A 17,830-nucleotide genomic window follows, 5' to 3' on the forward strand; every position below is an offset into this window, starting at 1 on the left:
CGCCCCCTTTAATTTATGTTCTGCCTGGGCCTTTTAATCCAAACAAATAGCACACCAAGTAAAATACTTACCATGGTTAAAATTACAGAAACCTTAAAAAAGGGAGGGTAATAGACTAATTCAATGCGATTAATCCCTTCTTTTATAGGGAATCCCAAAAACGAATAATTCACCTTTTTTAACGGCTGCCTGTTATTGTTTATTTTTACTTGCCACCCTTTTTCAAAAGGGATAGGCAGCATCATATAACGATTATTACTATGGTTATTATAGATGATCGTTAGTTTATTACCGACCCAGTGTATCCGGTTTGTACGAGAAGACTCTTCTTTTGCCGTTTCTAAGATTTGATAACTCTCCCTAAATAAAGCGAGCTCTTTTAGAATGTAATTTCCCTTAGGAACACGGATCGAAATTTTATCTGCTTTTGCCACACGAATGGTAAGATCATCGACATAGGTTTTATAGATGGATTGATTGTGCTTGCGTGTTGTTCTGTAGTCATTCACTTTTAATGCAAATCCATCACTTTTGGCTAAACTTTCAAGATGAAAGCTGACGTAATAATCTTTCGTATCCTGCTTCGGTTCGTTGATGATAAGGTCAAGGCCACCTGTCTTATCTGTCACTGTCAGCTTGTTGTCTTCAAATGCAGCACCCACCGTTTTGATCGTTGTCTGATTGATGATATTCGCTGCCTTAGGTGCTTCGGTGTTTGTTGGCTGTATATCGGCCACGATTACTCCTTCCAACATGGCTTGCTCTCTTGCTAGAGGCGGAGCGTTCTTCATTTCCTTTTCAGAAAAAACTTGATTAGTCGTACGAACGAATGGCAGTATATTTGTATTTTTATAAACCACATAATGTTCGGATTCTAATACTTTTTTGAAGCCATATGGAATCGTTGCGGTATTGTTCTTTTTTCTCATCATGTATTTCCCTTGAAACAGGCTGTATAAGTTTGACCGATTGCCAAGTGTTGCAAAGCGGCTGACACTTTCCCGGCCCATATCAATTTGTAAATCATATAAGTAGAGATACAGCAGGTTCTGATTGAGGATGCTAGAATAGGCACTCATTCCATTGAAGTTTTGAACAATAGGGGTGTTATTTAAGGAACGAACCTTCCAATCGATTCGATAAAAAGGATCAGATTCTCGCTCTTTCACTTTCTGCAGCAACGTACGCTGCTCATCCCCGTTGTATTGCTCACTTAACAAATAGCTTTTTGACACTTGGTCGACACCAGCTATTTCTGAAATCACAAATTGAGTAACATTAGCGAACGCGACATTGGTCAGTAAAATCCCTGTGTACAAAAGCAGATACCAAACTTTCTTTTGTTTCCAAATAAAACCCACTGTTAACATAATGGTTATAAACGTGAGGAGTAACACCCCGATAATTGCTGCAGAAAGAGGATCCAAGGACTTATCTGAAACAATGACGACAAGATAGGTAGTGATTACCAAAGCACTTGCAACTCCAATTTTTCTAATACTTATTTTATTTATATGTTGTAAACCTACAGAAATGGCTCCTCCCATCGTGAACGACAACAAGTATTCCCATCGGTACTGTGGCGCAGAAAAGCCATTAAAAGCACTGGCCACAAGTGGGCTAAAATGCATTAGAATAAAGATGGCGCTCAACAGAGCAAACAAGCGGAATATAGGGATTTTATATAGGGAAAATGTAAAAAGAAACAGTAAAAAAAACGCAGGTACAAGAACATAAGGACTTGTAAATAAAATATTATATGGGAAGTCAACGATCTTAATGGGTAATGGATAGGGGGGCGGTGATTATGAAAGTAGCCATAAACCGCGGGAATAAATGCGACCGCACTGATCCCAAAGCCGATCAGTCCGCTTCCGGTATATAACTTTAACTGATTCCACCTACTGGTTTCGTTCGTTTGTAAACGGATCATCCATCGGAACCCAATATAAATTCCAATAAAAATCAGATTAATATAGGCGAAATAAAAATTATTAAAAAGTGTGATGGCCACTGCAACAATAAACAATCCAGACCGTGCTTCACGGATGATTTTTTCCACACCAAAAACAAGCAAGGGAACCCAGAGCATCGCGTCTGCAAAAAACTCCCAATATGTCACATGGCGAAAATAAATAACCGATAAGCCATAAACACTAGCCCCCGCAAATGCAGGTAGCCAGTCACTTCTCATGTATCGAAACACGAGTGTTGTCGTCAAAATAATCACCGTTAGTCGACAAACACTTATGAAAACGGCAGCTTGGGCCCAAAAGATAATATCTGGTGTGCCAATTAAATGAAATGATTCAAGTAAGAATACTACAGCTGTAGTGATGATGAAAACGAATGCGGTCGAGAAATAAAAGGCTAATTGGCTGTATGTCCCTCCACCTAACCCATATTGATAGGAGTAAAAAAAATTCCCGGTTGTATATTGCTCATAAAGAAGTTTTTTAAATGTCACCATCTGTTGTAAGCCGTCATTTGGCCCAACCATGTATCTGTCGTGAGTCCACTCTTCCAGGAAGAATAAATGGGCAAGAATAGCAAGAACAAGGCTGCAAACAAATAGGATTAAAAAACTATGCTTTCTTTTCATATAAAATCCCCGTTATTCTTTAAAATTTTCCCCGTTATCATAAAAGTTAGGGGGATGGTAATGAAAATAGATAGAATCGGAGCAATTGTACTATGAATACGGAGGTTCTCGACAAAAAGATACACAAAGGAAGAGGAAACGGCTATATTAAAAAGTTGTGTTAAGGGAAATTGTAAAAACTTTGATAAAGTTGGCCTCACCCTAAACGTATAATAAGAATTCAAGAAAAACGAAATAACTAAACTGATTAGAGAACTCCCGATATGTGCCGTGATATAATTAATTTCTATCACCACATGCAACAATAAGTAGCCCATGTAATAGTTAAGGGTATTAATAATCCCCACTACGATGAATCTTATAAATTCTCGGTTGATTACCCGCATAGCTTTCTCCATTATTTTTTATATTTGTTTCTTGTATTAGATAATGAGGACGTTTTTTTGTTTCGTAGTAAATCCTCCCGATATATTCTCCAATCACACCAAGACCGAGCAGTTGAACGCCTCCAAGTAAAAGCACCGCAGAAATGGTTGTGAAATAACCGTGTTCGGTGATGCCATTATTCATAATCAGAATTAAATGGACAAAAATATAAACGAGGGAAAGGAACAAAATCAAGCCTCCCGTATAGAAACACATTCTGAGCGGCCTGTTATTAAAGGAAATAATACCGTCAATTCCGTAATTAAGTAATTTTGGCAACGACCACTTTGTTTTTCCGTTTTGCCTTAGAACATTGTCATAGTGGATAATCTTCTGATCCAAACCAATCCAAGAAAATAACCCTTTTGAGAAACGGTTTCCTTCATTTAACATTAATAGGGCATCAACAGCTTGACGGCTTAAAAGTCTAAAATCACCGACACCATCTTTTAAATCAACATCTACAACCTTATTGACAAGACGGTAGTAAAGTGAGGAAAGAAATGAACGCAGCGGTCTGTCCCCTTTTCGATTTCGCTTAGCAATGACTTGATGATATCCTTCTTCGTATCCTTTAATAAATTCTTTTACTAAATCACATGGATGTTGTAAGTCTGCATCCATGACAATAACCGCTTCCCCTTTGACATGTTGAAGACCTGCTAAAATCGCCACTTCTTTTCCAAAATTTCTGGTGAATGAGATATACTTGACTTTTGATGTGGTTAACACTAGTTTTTTAATATGAAATAATGTATCATCTGTGCTTCCATCATTAATAAAGATAACTTCATAATCATAATTGATGTCTGTACATTCCCTATCCAATGCTTTATATATAAGTTCAATATTGTTTTCTTCATTATAAGAAGGAATGATAATTGAAATAAGACGGGGTTTCATTATTGCACCTGCTTTTACTGTTTTGCTTTTTTGTAAATAGTGGAAGATGATTTCGGTTGATGCTTTTTGAACAATCTATCTAGGTATAGTCTGCGTTCGAATCACTTCGTTATACAAAAAAAACTCAACGGAAAAGGCTTATTTGCTATAACAGATCCATGTTTCTACTGTGCAATATTCAAAATTTTGACCCTGTGCACAAATGTGCACAGGGTCAAAAAATCATCTTACTATTAAAATAGGCATAGTCTTTAACAACCGCCTCCCCATGGCTTGGGTCTAACGATCATCTTCTGCGCCTTTTATGTTTATCAATAAGGTCAAGATTTGTTAAGTCACTAGAGGCTCCATAACCTACTCCCCAGATCAAGCAAAGCTGTTTCACCTCTTTTAATAATTCTGGATCAGAAAGAGGCAGATCAATACTTATATACCCCTTTTGCTCAACGATTCGGCTTTTTATATGTAAGGCTTCTTGAATGAGTAAATCTGACTGAATGCCGAGAGCAGTTATTTGCTGCTGACTCTCTTTCAGCTTTTCCAGTGTTCTATTAATTAGAGTGTAGGCCCCTGTCGAATTTCCTCTTCTAAAATGATACTGACTCACAGCCAGTTGTATGAGACATACCCAGACAGACCTTCTGTTTCCGGGTTCTGTCTTTTTCCAGTGGTCCTCTAAAACCTCATGACATTCAAAATAATCTCTAGTCCCATGGAAATGAGCTAAATACTTAACAAAAGCTTTTGGATACATGCAATCGCCCCTTGTGGCTTATTTTACTAGTAAAAATAGGGAATGAACAAGCAAAAAGCGAGGACAGCGAAAATCATGTTAACGGGTGTCGAATTTTCTGGTAACATTATGATAGAAAAGTTTAAATGACCGAGTGTCTGGACGATTAAGCTGGCCGTAGACAAGTGGAGAGAGGCGTAGTTGTAATCTATTCAAAAATAGGTGTCCAAACACTATAGCTTGCTCTTACGTATTTATAAAAAAGGACGAATGATATGACTGAAAGCTACCAAGTGAAGTTGGATGGTTTTGAAGGACCTCTTGACCTACTGCTTCACTTAATAAATCGGTACGAAATCGATATTTACGATATACCTGTCTCAAAAATAACAGAGCAGTATATGAATTATGTTCATGCCATGCAGGAGCTGGAATTAAATATGGCAAGCGAATATTTAGTGATGGCAGCAAGTTTGCTTGCTATTAAAAGCCAGATGCTTCTTCCCACCATTCCGGGAGATGAAGAATTAACTGAGAATGAGGAAGAAGACCCTCGTGATGAATTAATGAACCGGCTCATTGAATATAAACGTTATAAAGAGGCAGCAGAGGATCTGAAACAAAAAGAATTGGATGCGAATAGGATTTATACAAGGCCGGAGATGGACCTATTCGAATATGCAGAGAAACAAGGTGTAACGGAAGGGGAGGCCTCTGTGTATGACATGATCGCAGCAATGGGAAACATTCTGAAACGAAAAAAAACAGAAAAACCTAAAGATGCGACTATAAAAAGGGATGAAGTCTCCATTCGTGTGAGGATGGATGATATATTGAAACAAGTCGATATAAAAGAGGGACTGCGCTTTTCCGAATTATTTGCTGAGCACTCTAAACCACAGGTGGTTGTAACATTTATTGCAATCCTTGAGTTAATGAAGAACAAGGAAGTAACGTGTGTTCAAGAAAATCATTTAGAGGATTTAATTGTATTTAAGATGGAGGAAACACCATGAATGTGAACCAACAAAAAGCTCTGATAGAAGGATTGCTCTTTGCCTCGGGGAAGAGGGGATTACGAAAAGGAAATTAGCTGACTTGTTAGAACTAACGAACTCTTCTCTCGAGACATTGCTTGAGGACCTGTCGATGGACTATCAGCAGATAGACCGAGGTGTGACAATGATGGACTCAAATGGAACCCTTCATTTAACAACAAAGCCAGAACACGCAGCCTATTATAAAAAACTCTTAGATACGAATACGTCTACACGTTTATCTCAAGCTGCATTAGAAACGCTTGCCATTATTGCTTATCGTCAGCCTATCACTCGAATAGAGATTGATGATTTGCGCGGAGTGAAAAGTGATCGTGCCGTACAAACGTTAGGAAATAGAGGATTAATTGACGAAAAAGGAAGAAAAGATGCTATCGGTAGACCAGTTTTATTTGGAACAACAAAAGATTTCCTCACCTATTTTGGTTTGTCTTCCATTGAGGAGCTCCCACCGCTTAAGGAAATCGAACAAAACCCTGATGTTGAGGAAGAAGCGGATTTATTTTTTGAAAAATTTAATCAAGAAGGTTCAAATGAAACACTGTAAATGTGGTATGATACAGATTGTAATGAGACCAACTTTAGAAATGGGTACGAAGTAATATAAGTTACTTTTTGAAATCTAAATAGGAGGCGACCATGAGTCAGCAAATGATAAAGGCACGGACTAATGAAGTTCATGAATTTTTGAATAAAGTCGTGTTTGGTGTAGACCAGTATTTAAATACACATTCATTAAACGATCTCATTGAAGAGAACGGCAGCCATGAAGAGGACTATTATAAACAATTGTTAAAATCTTTAAGACGTTTAAACGTGTTTTGTGATGAAGCAAGAGATAAATTATCTGTATTATTACAGGCGCCATCCTTCTCAGAGTCCTCTGCTGAAAAAACATTGTATGGTATTTATCATCGATGTGTAGCTGAATTTTTTTCGCCAAAAGGAGATACTTGGTTTGAAAACAGTCGAGCGTCATATACAGGGAATCGCTCCATTAAATTCCTTTATGATCCGCCCGCTTCCCTAATGGAACTCTTTTCTTTTCTGGAAAATTTATTTCAGAATATCCGAGAGGAACTCGATTTTTATGCGACCTATGGCCATGTCTAGCTGGTAAGAGAATAGAAGAGTTAGTAAGAAACCTGGGGTGTGAAGTGGGCTCGCAGGTTTCTTTTTATCATTTTTGCACGTGAATCAATTTCATAATTTAGATCCAATGTGCCCAGGATTCAAACGTAAAAAAGAAAGCACCTGCCCAAGTTTGGTCAAGTATTTGAAATCATTTTTATTAGGTTAAGGGCAGTAATCTGGGAGACTCAATCTCGAGATATGTTTCCGTTGCCTCGGATGAAGAGGGAGGTCTTGGAAATCACCCGCTCCGTGGGTATGCGCTGAGCCTCGTCGGAAGCAGCGAGGCGAGACCCCGAAAGGCTTCACCTGAGGAGGCTTGCCAGTTTAGAGGATGTTCGGTTCTAAAACCGGGCCAAAGGAAGTTCGACTAAGACCGGCACGTCCTGTGCCAACGTCGAACTATCATCGGCCTTCTTCTAAAATAGGCACCTTACGCTTCTATTTCTTTCTCCATTTTTTCATAAGCTTGTATCTTGTTGCATAAAGTTAAGCAAATGAATAGGTTAGGAGGAAGACCTCTCTTGAGAAGGAATATTCGTTTGATCCTCATTGCTTTGTTTACTGCTTGCTTACTCTTACCACAGGTTGCGAATGCAAGTCCGTCTATATCTGTGTCGGCGGAACATGCCGTTCTTTTAGATGCGAATTCGGGACGAGTTCTTTTTGAAAAAGAAGCCTATGAATCTTCACTAATTGCAAGTACAACAAAGATCATGACAGCTATTATTGCGATTGAATCTGGGAAATTATCTGAAGAGGTGAAGGTAAGTGAGCGAGCTACTAGAACGGAAGGCTCGTCTATATACTTAACAGAAGGGGAGAAGATCCCACTAATTGACCTTGTTTATGGTCTACTGCTTCGCTCTGGAAACGACTCGGCCGTAGCGATCGCTGAACATGTGGGTGGAAGTGTGGAAGGGTTTACCTACTTAATGAACCAGAAGGCTCGATGGCTTGGAATGCAATCTTCCCATTTCGAAAATCCACACGGGCTCGATGGCGAATCCCATTATTCAAGTGCATATGATTTAGCGTTACTTATGGCCTATGCGATGAAAAATGAAACATTTCGTAAAGTAACAGGAAGTGAAAAATTCAAGTCTGACAATCGTTCCTATCCGTGGCAGAATAAGAACAAACTACTCACGAGTCTTTATGATCCCACCACTGGGGGAAAGACTGGTTTTACAAAAAAAGCTGGACGAACCCTCGTCAGCAGTGCTGAAAAGGATGGCATGGAACTGGTCGCGGTCACTCTGAACGCGCCGGATGATTGGAAAGATCATGAGCGAATGTACGAGTATGGGTTTGAAAATTATGAAACTTATCAACTTCAAGAGGAGGGGTTTGCTGTTTCTAACGGAAACGAATACTACCTTCCTACTGACATTTTTTATCCATTAACAGAACAGGAGAAGGAACAAATGGAATCAGTATTCCATCCGACCCCCTCTACGCAGGATCCCCAGTTGGCAGGTGTTCGTTATTTTCAGATCGCTGACCAATCGTTAGTTCAGACAGCTGTATGGAAGGATCGACCGTATCGTTCTTTTATAAGTGAATGGTCCGCTTATTTGAAACGCATTACGGGGGTGGTACCTTGGTCAACCTGATTTGGGTATTCCTAGCGGTAAGTGGGATTTGTTATGCTGCCTTTAACGGAACGATGGATAAAGTCAATGAAGCTATTTTTTTAACAATTGAAGAGAGTGTCATGATTACATTAAGTCTTGCTGGTGTCCTAGTGTTTTGGCTCGGGTTGATGAAAATTGCAGAGGAAGCAGGGTTATTATCGGGTCTGGCTAAATTATTTAAGCCGATAGTAAAGCGGATTTTCCCAGATATTCCTGAAAATGATCCTGCTTTAGGATACATTCTATCGAATATGACCGCAAATATGTTTGGTCTAGGGAATGCCGCTACTCCAATGGGGCTTAAGGCAATGAAGGAGATGAAACGGTTATCAGGTTCAGATAAGGCCAGCCGTTCAATGATCACCTTTTTAGCAATTAATACTTCCTCGCTCACACTCATTCCAACAACTGTGATCGCGATTCGGATGAAGTACGGGTCTGTTGATCCAACAAGTATTGTTGCGGCAACGATTTTCGCCACAACGATTTCAACAATTGCAGCGCTTATTATTGATCGTTATTTCTATTATTTGCGTAAAAAGGCTGGTCGAGCATTATGAGTATATGGCTCATTCCTGCAGTAATCCTTATCGTTCTTGTCACGGCGACGATTAAACGAGTACCTGCCTATGAAGTGTTTGTGGAAGGAAGTAAAGAAGGCATACAAATTGCTGTCTCATTGCTTCCTTTTTTGTTAGGAATGATGGTTTCAATAGCTATCTTCCAGGCGTCAGGCGCAATGGATGCTGTACTTAGCTTAGTTAAGCCATTAACCTCACTTTTTGCAGTCCCTGAGCAAATCTTGCCCCTGGCATTGATCCGGCCAATTTCTGGTACCGCGGCATTAAGTGTAACTACAGAGTTAATCCGCACGTTTGGACCAGATTCCATTATTGGACAACTTGCCTCAGTCATGCAAGGAAGTACCGATACGACACTTTATATAATTACCGTTTATTTCGGCGCCGTAGGAATAAGAAGGATGGGTGATGCATTAAAGGTTGGACTTCTAGCTGATTTAGTTGGTATAATAGCATCAATTATCATCGTAATCATCCTGTTTGGATAAAACAGGATGATTATTTTGTTATATTATGATGAATGCTTGTATAATAAAGCTGACAAGCCACGCTGTTATAAAGCGTGGCTTCAAGTTATGTGGTTAGTAAAATTAAGAAAATGAGGAGGACGGTCCAATGGCCAGTATGGAACGTCTGCAAAAAGTGATCGCACACTCGGGTGTTGCTTCACGAAGAAAAGCAGAGAAAATGATCACCGATGGGAAAGTACGAGTGAATGGAAAAGTTGTCAAAGAGCTTGGGACAAAAGTAAGTTCAAATGATGATGTTGAAGTGGAAGGAGTTCCTTTAACAAAAGAGGTGCCAGTCTACTATTTGCTTTATAAGCCCCGAGGAGTGATTTCAAGTGTGAAGGACGATAAGGGAAGGAAGGTAGTTACCGACTTTTTACCAGAAGTGAAGGAGCGTATCTTTCCGATTGGACGGCTTGATTATGATACCTCAGGAATTTTGTTATTAACGAATGATGGAGAACTTGCCAATCTACTGATGCACCCTAGTCATGAGGTAGATAAAGTATATATTGTCAAAACAAAGGGCATTCCTGATAGTGAGCAGCTTAAAAAGATGAAAAAAGGGATAACCATTGATGGAGAAACATTCAAAGCTGTCCATACAAAATTCCTTTCTTCAGATGTGAAGAAAAATAGTGCCATTATTCAAGTCATTTTACACGAGGGAAAGAACCGTCAAATTAGAAAAATGTTTGAGGGGTTAGGCTATCCTGTAGATAAATTAAAGCGCGAACGTTATGGATCATTAACATTACAAGGATTGAACGCTGGTGATTATCGTCCGCTTAAGCCGCATGAAGTAAAACAGCTTCGTCAAGTAGCTGAAGAAAATGTTAAATAATATTCAAGATTTGCTTTGTCGATCAATGTTATAATGGTCACAGGAGTGAGTGCTATGAAAGAAAAAACTTTGAAGAAGAAGAAAAAACGATTAATATTCAGGACGAGTATGTTGGCTGTGATGGCTGGACTAGTGGTTTTTGCATTGGTTTCCAGTTTTAATAAAGAGAAAGCTGTCGTAGCTGAAGGAGAGCCTGCTCCAGATTTTCAATTAGAAAAGTTTGGTTCAGATGGGGAGACGATTGCGCTTAGCGACTTAGAAGGAAAAGGCGTGATGATTAACTTTTGGGCTACTTATTGCGAACCGTGTAAGGATGAAATGCCGTACATGGAGAAACTTTACCCTGAATATAAGAAAAAGGGCGTAGAAATCCTTGCCGTTAACTTAGATTCTACTAACATTGTTGTTGAGCAATTTCTAGATAAATATGGGATCACTTTTCCTATTCTCCAAGATGAGAATGGACAAGTAATGAACCGGTATAACGTTGGGCCCATTCCATCTACCTTTTTCATCAGTCCAGAAGGAAATGTTGTGAAGCATGTCGTAGGACCGCTTACCCTAGATAAGTTGGAAGGATATTTGCAGCAAATCACTCCTGAGGCATAGAGTCTATTCGAAATTGTGAGGTTTTACTATGAATAACATTACATGCGAATGTGGGCATGTGAACCCAGAGGGAACGGTGCTATGTGAATCATGTGGCAAGCCCATAGAGAACAATCAGCACATTGATGGTAATAATGATAATGGGTTATTAAACATGAGGTACGATGGAAGTGCCAGACGATCGCAAACGTATAATCGTACGTCTATTGATAAAATATGGAACTTCTTTTCTTCCGTTAAGGTCGGCGTCTGGCTCATTGTAATTACAGTAATTGCTTCAGCAGTCGGGACGATATTTCCCCAGGAAATGTACATACCACCAAATATCGATGCTGCCACACACTACGCTGATCAATACGGTTTAGCAGGCCAAATTTATTATCAATTGGGCTTTCACAATTTATTTAGTTCTTGGTGGTACATGCTTTTGCTTGCGATGATTGGAATCTCAATTGTAATAGCAAGTATTGATCGGTTTATACCGCTATATAAAACACTTAAAACCCAAAAGCCAAGACGTCATGATTTATTTATGAAGAAACAGAGAATCTTTGGCGAGACGGAGTCAAGTTCAGTAAACTTGGAGCAAGTGAAAACGAATTTAAAAAAGAGCCGTTTCAAGGTCACAGAACAAGATGGTCATATTTTAGCAGAGAAAAACCGTTTCGCAAGGTGGGGGCCTTACGTCAACCATATCGGATTAATCATCTTTTTACTTGGTACACTATTACGGTTTATTCCTGCTCTTTACGTAGATGATTTTGTTTGGGTGAGAGAGGGAGAAACGGCCGTTATTAACGGAACGGAAGGCCAGTATTATATTAAAAACAAAGAGTTTATTCTGGAAACGTATGATGAGGATGATGAACGATTTCAGGAAGCCCTTCAAAACAATGGCAGTCCAGTGCCGAAAACTTATCAAACCAATGCGGTTATTTATGAGAGAGCGGATCCAATCGTAGTCGGTGGGGATCCAGAGCTTGAAAAAATTAAAGAAGATCAGTTGAAAGTGAACCATCCGCTTAAATTTGGCAGCTTTGCACTTTACCAAGCGAGTTACCAGTTAAATGAATTTAAAGAAATGACATTTAAGATACATGATAAGAACAATGAGGACAGTTCTTATGGTCAGTTCACCATTGATTTGTCTGAACCAAAATCAGAGTATAAACTAGAAAGCGGCTATCGTGTTGTCCTCGATTCCTATTTCCCAGAATATGAACTTAAAGACGGAGCTCCTGTTTCCGTGTCTAGGTATCCCAAGAATCCGGCTTTTGTTTTTAAAGTCTTTCCACCTGGTGAGTCAGAGCCAGAAATAAGCTTTGCCGGAATTGGTGCCAATGTTGATGCTACAGGCGAAAATGATTATAAAGTAGGCTTGGTCGATTTTGATGTTCGTGATGTAACCGGTTTGACTGTTCGTAAAGATTATACACTTCCATTTATTGCATTAGGCGGAGCTATTTTCATGATCGGTGTCATTCAAGGGATGTATTGGAACCATAGAAGAATCTGGATTAAGCCGAAGGAAAATGGAGCATGGATTGCTGGACATACGAATAAGAACTGGTTCGCATTAAGACGGGAGATCGATAAAGTCATTGTTGACACAGGAATTGAACCACCTAAGGATCAACAAGAAATGGAAAGTTAGCCTCATAAGCAGGCGATTAAGGAGGGTGTACAATGGATCTAAGTACAATAAGCAGTAATTTGCTTTATGCCGCTTTTGTTATCTATTTAATTGCTACGTTTTTCTTCGGAGGAACAATACGTGATAAGAAAAGCAAGAGGGCGGGAGTTGCAGGTAAAATTGGTATAACATTGACCATTATAGGGTTCCTTACTCAAATTGGTTATTTCTTTACAAGGTGGGGAGCAAGCGGACATGCCCCTGTTAGTAATTTGTTTGAGTTTACAACATTCTTTGGCATGATGCTTGTACTGGCGTTTATCGTTATGTATTTTATTTATCGCATCAATGTTCTCGGATTATTTGCATTGCCTATAGCCCTGTTGATTATAGCTTTTGCAAGTATGTTTCCCAGCGAAATATCACCACTTGTGCCATCACTCCAGTCACATTGGCTTTACATCCATGTGACAACAGCATCACTTGGCCAAGCAATATTATCTGTTAGTTTTGTTGCTGGATTAATCCTCTTAATCCGACAAATTGATCAAAGTAAAAATTCCAAACAAACCTTTTGGCTGGAGTTTGTGATCTATATGCTTGCTACGGCTTTAGCCTTTATTATCATCTCTTCGACCTTTAATGCGATGAATTATGAGGCAACTTTCGAAGCACCCATAGAAGGACAGCCAACTGAGATCACGTATCAAATGCCGGCTATAGCAGGACCAACAGATGGTGAGCTGCTTACAGATAATATGTCACCGCTATTTAATGTGCCAGAGTGGATGCGCGGACAAGATGCCGCTGTTAAATTTAATACAATGATTTGGTCATTCCTTGGCGGTCTAGCTCTTTATTGGCTTGCACGTTTAATTTTAAGAAAGCGGATTGGTGCAGCTATTCAGCCATTGCTTAAAAAAGCGAATCCAGAGCTTGTTGATGAGGTGTCTTACCGTGCAGTTGCAATCGGCTTCCCTATTTTCACACTGGGAGCACTCATTTTTGCTATGATCTGGGCTCAACAGGCTTGGGATCGCTTCTGGGGATGGGATCCTAAAGAAGTATGGGCATTAATAACTTTCTTCTTCTATGCTGCGTTTTTACACCTTAGACTTTCTAGAGGCTGGCATGGAACGAGGTCAGCCTGGCTTGCAGTAGGTGGGTTTGCCATTATTATGTTCAATTTACTTGCGGTAAACTTAATCATATCTGGGCTGCACTCCTACGCATAAGGCAATCGTGAGGCAGGAAGGGTTTGTACACCCATCCTGCCTTTTACTATAATGGTAGACAGAGAATTCGTAGTTAGGGAAAATGGAGGGAACAAGCAAATGGACCATGAAGCAAAAATATTAGTTGTTGATGATGAGGAGCGTATTCGAAGGCTTATCCGCATGTATCTAGAACGTGAAGACTATGCTATAGAAGAAGCTGAAGATGGAGAGGAAGCTATAAAGAAAGCTTTACAGGAAGATTATGATGTGATTTTACTAGACCTCATGATGCCAGGTAAAGATGGCATTGAAGTATGTAAAGAATTACGTGAGAAAAAGGCGACTCCTGTGATTATGTTGACGGCTAAAGGTGAGGAAGCCAATCGTGTACAAGGCTTTGAAGTAGGGACAGATGACTACATTGTAAAGCCATTTAGTCCGAGGGAAGTAGTTCTGCGTGTGAAAGCGCTTCTAAGGCGAGCTTCAACTACAAAATTTTTAGAAACCAATACGTCAGCGAGAAATGTGCTGGTATTTCCGCATATGACCATTGATAATGATGCCCATCGTATCACAGCTGATGGCAAAGAGGTTGCGTTGACACCTAAAGAGTACGAGTTGCTTAATTATATGGCCCAAACCCCTGATAAAGTGTTTGATCGAGAACAATTGCTGAAAGAGGTATGGCAATATGAGTTCTTTGGTGATTTGCGCACTGTGGATACACATGTGAAGCGCCTACGTGAAAAATTAAGTAAGGTGTCAGCAGATGCGGCTGGTATGATTGTTACAGTATGGGGTGTCGGTTATAAATTTGAGGTTAGTGGCGAGTAATGTTTTGGCGCAGCGTTGTTGGAAAACTATGGTTTACGATTCTTCTGCTCGTTTGTTTTGTTTTAGTCATACTCACCTTTCTCCTTTTAAAATTTTTTGAAAACTACCATGTATTAGAAGCAGAACGGGAGTTGTTGCAAACAGCTTCGAAAGTATCTGAGGTTGTAGAAGAGTACGAGGATCGTGACTTAATATTATCTATGACTAATTTAATTAAAGATCCTGCTAGTCAAATCCTTGTGGCCTATGATTCGACTGACTTTTTAACATCTTCCAGTGACTCAAATACATTGCCGTCTATAGGTTATACGTGGTTTATGAATGACAATGATCTTTCCTCAGTTATAGAAAATGGCGAGGATGTTATGAAAGTTGCAGGATTTGAACAGTCAGAACTTGAGATTATGGTAGTCGGTACACCACTTACCAATGATCAAGGAGCTGTATTTGTATATCAATCCTTAGATACTATTCAAAAAACCTCGAATCAAACTACGAAAATAGTTTTTTTAGGGGCAGGAATCGCTATTATACTAACGACAATCTTTGCCTTCTTCCTATCGACTCGAATAACCGCGCCCTTGATAAAAATGCGGGAAGGGGCATTAGAACTTGCTAAGGGAGAATTCAATACGAAAATCCCGATTTTAACTCATGATGAGATTGGTGAATTAGCAATGGCTTTTAATCGTATGGGACGAGAGCTTAAGTTTCACATTAATGCCGTAAATCAAGAAAAAGAACAACTTTCTGGTATTTTAAGATCTATGGCAGATGGAGTCCTGACGATTAATCGCAAAGGAGAAATCTTAGTATCAAATCCGCCAGCCGATCAGTTTTATCAATCATGGAGTTATGAAAATTATTCTGTTCAGGCATCAGAGGAAAAACGGCAAGTTCCACAGCCCATGCGAAAATTGTTTGATGAGGTGATTGAAAGCGAACAGGAAGTCATAACCGAAATCACAGTTCAAGGTCGTACATGGGTGATGCTTATGACCCCCCTTTATGATCGAACATATATTAGAGGTGCGGTCGCCGTGCTTCGTGACATGACGGAAGAACGGAGATTAGATAAGTTAAGGAAAGATTTTATCGCTAACGTTTCACACGAACTTCGAACACCGATCTCCATGCTGCAAGGATATAGTGAAGCCATTGTAGATGATATCGCAGAATCAAAAGAAGATAAAAATGAACTGGCGAAAATTATACACGATGAATCATTGCGTATTGGCAGGCTAGTGAATGAACTACTTGATCTGGCACGAATGGAAGCAGGTCACATTACTCTTTATATTGATTCGGTAGAGGTGAAGCCGCTTCTAGAAAAGATCATTCGCAAATTTCAAGGGTTGGCAAATGAGCGAGGGATTGAATTACAACTTCACTTTAGCGATAACTCCAGCATGATGAATGTAGATGCTGACCGTATTGAACAAGTCTTAACTAACTTAATTGATAATGCGATCCGCCATTCTGATGACCAAGGGTCAGTTGATGTAAAGATCGAACGAACTTCTACTGAATGGGTGTTTGAAGTCATTGATTCTGGTCCGGGAATTCCAGAAGAAGATCTTCCATTTGTTTTTGAGAGATTTTATAAAGCAGATAAATCAAGGAAAAGAGAGACAAGTAAAAAAGGAACAGGCCTAGGGCTCTCGATAGCCAAAAATATTGTAGAAGCACATAAAGGTTCCATACATGTCCATAGTAAACTGAATGAGGGAACCACCTTTACTTTTAGACTGCCGGTTGATCTCGAGATTAATAACAAATAGCTTGATAATTGGCTGCCCTTCATGTACGATAAACAGGAATAAAATAAATAGAGTTAGGTACCTTTTCGGGTGAAATAGGGAATCTGGTGAAAGGCTAGAACTGTCCTCGCAACTGTATGTGTAGACGAAAAAGGGAGACCACTGCGAGTAAGTCGCGGGAAGGCCCTTGACTAGAACGACACACAAGTCAGTAGACCTGCCTAATCTTACACTGTTTCAAAGCTTCGGGGATTGAGCGTTTGAGGCAACCGGTCTGATTCGTGTAATGTACTTACATAGCCTTACTGGTATGTCTTAAGCCTGTTCTTCTATTGAAGGACAGGCTTTTATAGTTGGTTAGATCTGTGTTGTCCAGTCATCTCCTTCCTTCGACTAGCTTTGAAAGTAAATTCAAATAGGGATAGGAGTTTTTTTATGGGAAAGATGTATACATTATTATCTGCACTTATGCTGACGATGGTCGTGCTGGCAGGTTGTCAAACGGAAAGTGGCAGCGAGGAAGAAACTGCTTCCAATCAAGAGGAGAAACAAGAGGTAACCCTCCAAATTGAGCTTTCTAAGAATAAAGGCGAGGAAGTCATTTCGACTAAAGAAGTGACCGTTGAAGAAGGAACCATGCTTATGGATGTGATGAAGAACAACTTTGAAGTGGAAGAAAGTGAAGGGTTTATCAATAGCATAGAAGGAATCTCTGCTACTGAACAAAAGGCATGGTTGTTTACAATTAATGGTGAATCTTCAATGGTTGGAGCTAATGAATATGAAGTGAAACAGGGAGACGAAATCGTTTTTGACTTTCACGCTTGGGAATGATGAGAAATGAACACCTATAAACTTACGTTGATTGCTATGCTCGCCTCTATAGCAATTGCAGGAAGGCTTGTCATGGCAAACATTCCTAATGTCCAGCCTGTAACAGCGATCATTATCATTACAGGGTTTTGGTTAGGGCCGTTTTCAGCAATAATTATGGCTTTTTTAACCACTTTTCTGTCGAATGTATTTTTAGGGATGGGGTACTGGACAATATGGCAAGTCGTTTCATGGTCTATAATTGGAATGGCTGCAGGACTGATCGGAAAGTATTGGTCCGCGATACCAGTGTGGCTTCTCTCGATATATGGGTTTATAAGTGGAATCTTATATGGTTTTATCATTTCATTAACGATGAGGGCAGCCGGTCAGCCATTTTGGGCTTATTATTTAGCTGGACTGCCACTAGATTTAAACCATGCCGCTAGTAACGTTATCTTTATACTTGTGCTTTCGCCTGTGCTAGGTACATTATTTTCCAGGTATCAAAAAAGGCATGCGATTTCAAATGTATAGTAA

Annotated in this window: 16 protein-coding genes, 2 pseudogenes and 1 riboswitch; of the genes and pseudogenes, 14 read left to right on the forward strand and 4 right to left on the reverse strand. The window is 39.7% G+C overall.

Going from position 1 to position 17,830, the window contains the following annotated elements; genetic code table 11:
* Positions 1 to 8: 8 nt before the first annotated feature.
* The 4 genes and pseudogenes from MUO15_RS02510 to MUO15_RS02525 form a co-directional block, all read right to left on the reverse strand.
* A pseudogene (locus MUO15_RS02510) lies at positions 9 to 2,602 on the reverse strand (YfhO family protein).
* Entirely contained in the window at positions 2,599 to 3,000 is a 402-nt protein-coding gene (locus MUO15_RS02515) for a GtrA family protein (RefSeq protein ID WP_245033214.1), read from the reverse strand. The pseudogene MUO15_RS02510 and the gene MUO15_RS02515 overlap by 4 nt, the downstream one beginning before the upstream one ends.
* A complete protein-coding gene (locus MUO15_RS02520) occupies positions 2,936 to 3,931 on the reverse strand; it encodes a glycosyltransferase family 2 protein (RefSeq protein WP_245033215.1) in 996 nt (331 codons plus the stop codon). Before MUO15_RS02520 ends, MUO15_RS02515 begins: the two co-directional genes overlap by 65 nt.
* Positions 3,932 to 4,217: 286 nt before the next feature.
* A complete protein-coding gene (locus MUO15_RS02525; RefSeq protein WP_245033216.1) occupies positions 4,218 to 4,685 on the reverse strand; it encodes a DUF309 domain-containing protein in 468 nt (155 codons plus the stop codon).
* 254 nt (positions 4,686 to 4,939) lie between these two features.
* On the opposite strand from MUO15_RS02525, the gene MUO15_RS02530 reads away from it, so the two are divergent.
* The 14 genes and pseudogenes from MUO15_RS02530 (at position 4,940) to MUO15_RS02595 (ending at position 17,827) form a co-directional block, all read left to right on the forward strand.
* Complete coding sequence (locus MUO15_RS02530; RefSeq protein ID WP_245033217.1) at positions 4,940 to 5,680, forward strand: segregation/condensation protein A; 741 nt, start codon at positions 4,940 to 4,942, stop codon at positions 5,678 to 5,680.
* A pseudogene (gene scpB, locus MUO15_RS02535) lies at positions 5,677 to 6,269 on the forward strand (SMC-Scp complex subunit ScpB). The gene MUO15_RS02530 and the pseudogene scpB overlap by 4 nt, the downstream one beginning before the upstream one ends.
* A gap of 92 nt (positions 6,270 to 6,361) precedes the next feature.
* On the forward strand, positions 6,362 to 6,835 hold the full coding sequence (locus tag MUO15_RS02540) for a DUF3907 family protein (protein WP_245033218.1): 474 nt from the start codon (positions 6,362 to 6,364) through the stop codon (positions 6,833 to 6,835).
* 542 nt (positions 6,836 to 7,377) lie between these two features.
* Entirely contained in the window at positions 7,378 to 8,469 is a 1,092-nt protein-coding gene (locus tag MUO15_RS02545; protein WP_396266309.1) for a D-alanyl-D-alanine carboxypeptidase family protein, read from the forward strand.
* Positions 8,457 to 9,050, forward strand: coding sequence for a nucleoside recognition domain-containing protein (locus MUO15_RS02550; protein WP_245033219.1), 594 nt, complete (start codon positions 8,457 to 8,459; stop codon positions 9,048 to 9,050). Before MUO15_RS02545 ends, MUO15_RS02550 begins: the two co-directional genes overlap by 13 nt.
* A complete protein-coding gene (locus tag MUO15_RS02555) occupies positions 9,047 to 9,559 on the forward strand; it encodes a spore maturation protein (protein WP_245033220.1) in 513 nt (170 codons plus the stop codon). The genes MUO15_RS02550 and MUO15_RS02555 overlap by 4 nt, the downstream gene beginning before the upstream one ends.
* Positions 9,560 to 9,695: 136 nt before the next feature.
* The gene (locus MUO15_RS02560) at positions 9,696 to 10,424 is read left to right on the forward strand and encodes a pseudouridine synthase (RefSeq protein ID WP_245035823.1); all 729 of its coding nucleotides are present in this window, start codon (positions 9,696 to 9,698) and stop codon (positions 10,422 to 10,424) included.
* A gap of 54 nt (positions 10,425 to 10,478) precedes the next feature.
* Positions 10,479 to 11,033, forward strand: a complete 555-nt coding sequence (gene resA, locus MUO15_RS02565) for a thiol-disulfide oxidoreductase ResA (protein ID WP_245033221.1) — start codon at positions 10,479 to 10,481, stop codon at positions 11,031 to 11,033.
* A gap of 28 nt (positions 11,034 to 11,061) precedes the next feature.
* Positions 11,062 to 12,687, forward strand: coding sequence for a cytochrome c biogenesis protein ResB (gene resB, locus MUO15_RS02570; protein WP_245033222.1), 1,626 nt, complete (start codon positions 11,062 to 11,064; stop codon positions 12,685 to 12,687).
* A gap of 32 nt (positions 12,688 to 12,719) precedes the next feature.
* On the forward strand, positions 12,720 to 13,901 hold the full coding sequence (gene ccsB / locus MUO15_RS02575) for a c-type cytochrome biogenesis protein CcsB (protein ID WP_245033223.1): 1,182 nt from the start codon (positions 12,720 to 12,722) through the stop codon (positions 13,899 to 13,901).
* 99 nt (positions 13,902 to 14,000) lie between these two features.
* Positions 14,001 to 14,717 carry a response regulator transcription factor gene (locus MUO15_RS02580; protein WP_245033224.1) on the forward strand — a complete coding sequence of 239 codons (717 nt, stop codon included), beginning with the start codon at positions 14,001 to 14,003 and terminating at the stop codon, positions 14,715 to 14,717.
* Complete coding sequence (locus MUO15_RS02585; RefSeq protein WP_245033225.1) at positions 14,717 to 16,498, forward strand: ATP-binding protein; 1,782 nt, start codon at positions 14,717 to 14,719, stop codon at positions 16,496 to 16,498. The genes MUO15_RS02580 and MUO15_RS02585 overlap by 1 nt, the downstream gene beginning before the upstream one ends.
* Positions 16,499 to 16,536: 38 nt before the next feature.
* A riboswitch (cobalamin riboswitch) is annotated at positions 16,537 to 16,716 on the forward strand.
* A 196-nt stretch (positions 16,717 to 16,912) separates the two neighbouring features.
* Positions 16,913 to 17,311 (forward strand): DUF4430 domain-containing protein, encoded by a 399-nt coding sequence (locus MUO15_RS02590; protein WP_245033226.1) that lies wholly within the window; start codon positions 16,913 to 16,915, stop codon positions 17,309 to 17,311.
* A 6-nt stretch (positions 17,312 to 17,317) separates the two neighbouring features.
* Positions 17,318 to 17,827 (forward strand): ECF transporter S component, encoded by a 510-nt coding sequence (locus MUO15_RS02595; RefSeq protein WP_245033227.1) that lies wholly within the window; start codon positions 17,318 to 17,320, stop codon positions 17,825 to 17,827.
* Positions 17,828 to 17,830: the final 3 nt, after the last annotated feature.

It is taken from the genome of Halobacillus amylolyticus, from assembly GCF_022921115.1.
GTDB classification, from domain to species: Bacteria; Bacillota; Bacilli; order Bacillales; family Halobacillaceae; genus Halobacillus_A; species Halobacillus_A amylolyticus.

Bases quoted from the DNA above. Each gene is read 5' to 3' on its own strand.
- MUO15_RS02515 (WP_245033214.1), bottom strand. From the start codon at position 3,000: ATGGAGAAAGCTATGCGGGTAATCAACCGAGAATTTATAAGATTCATC.
- MUO15_RS02520 (WP_245033215.1), bottom strand. From the start codon at position 3,931: ATGAAACCCCGTCTTATTTCAATTATCATTCCTTCTTATAATGAAGAA.
- MUO15_RS02525 (WP_245033216.1), bottom strand. From the start codon at position 4,685: ATGTATCCAAAAGCTTTTGTTAAGTATTTAGCTCATTTCCATGGGACT.
- MUO15_RS02530 (WP_245033217.1), top strand. From the start codon at position 4,940: ATGACTGAAAGCTACCAAGTGAAGTTGGATGGTTTTGAAGGACCTCTT.
- MUO15_RS02540 (WP_245033218.1), top strand. From the start codon at position 6,362: ATGAGTCAGCAAATGATAAAGGCACGGACTAATGAAGTTCATGAATTT.
- MUO15_RS02555 (WP_245033220.1), top strand. From the start codon at position 9,047: ATGAGTATATGGCTCATTCCTGCAGTAATCCTTATCGTTCTTGTCACG.
- MUO15_RS02560 (WP_245035823.1), top strand. From the start codon at position 9,696: ATGGAACGTCTGCAAAAAGTGATCGCACACTCGGGTGTTGCTTCACGA.
- resA (WP_245033221.1), top strand. From the start codon at position 10,479: ATGAAAGAAAAAACTTTGAAGAAGAAGAAAAAACGATTAATATTCAGG.
- resB (WP_245033222.1), top strand. From the start codon at position 11,062: ATGAATAACATTACATGCGAATGTGGGCATGTGAACCCAGAGGGAACG.
- ccsB (WP_245033223.1), top strand. From the start codon at position 12,720: ATGGATCTAAGTACAATAAGCAGTAATTTGCTTTATGCCGCTTTTGTT.
- MUO15_RS02580 (WP_245033224.1), top strand. From the start codon at position 14,001: ATGGACCATGAAGCAAAAATATTAGTTGTTGATGATGAGGAGCGTATT.
- MUO15_RS02585 (WP_245033225.1), top strand. From the start codon at position 14,717: ATGTTTTGGCGCAGCGTTGTTGGAAAACTATGGTTTACGATTCTTCTG.
- MUO15_RS02590 (WP_245033226.1), top strand. From the start codon at position 16,913: ATGGGAAAGATGTATACATTATTATCTGCACTTATGCTGACGATGGTC.
- MUO15_RS02595 (WP_245033227.1), top strand. From the start codon at position 17,318: ATGAACACCTATAAACTTACGTTGATTGCTATGCTCGCCTCTATAGCA.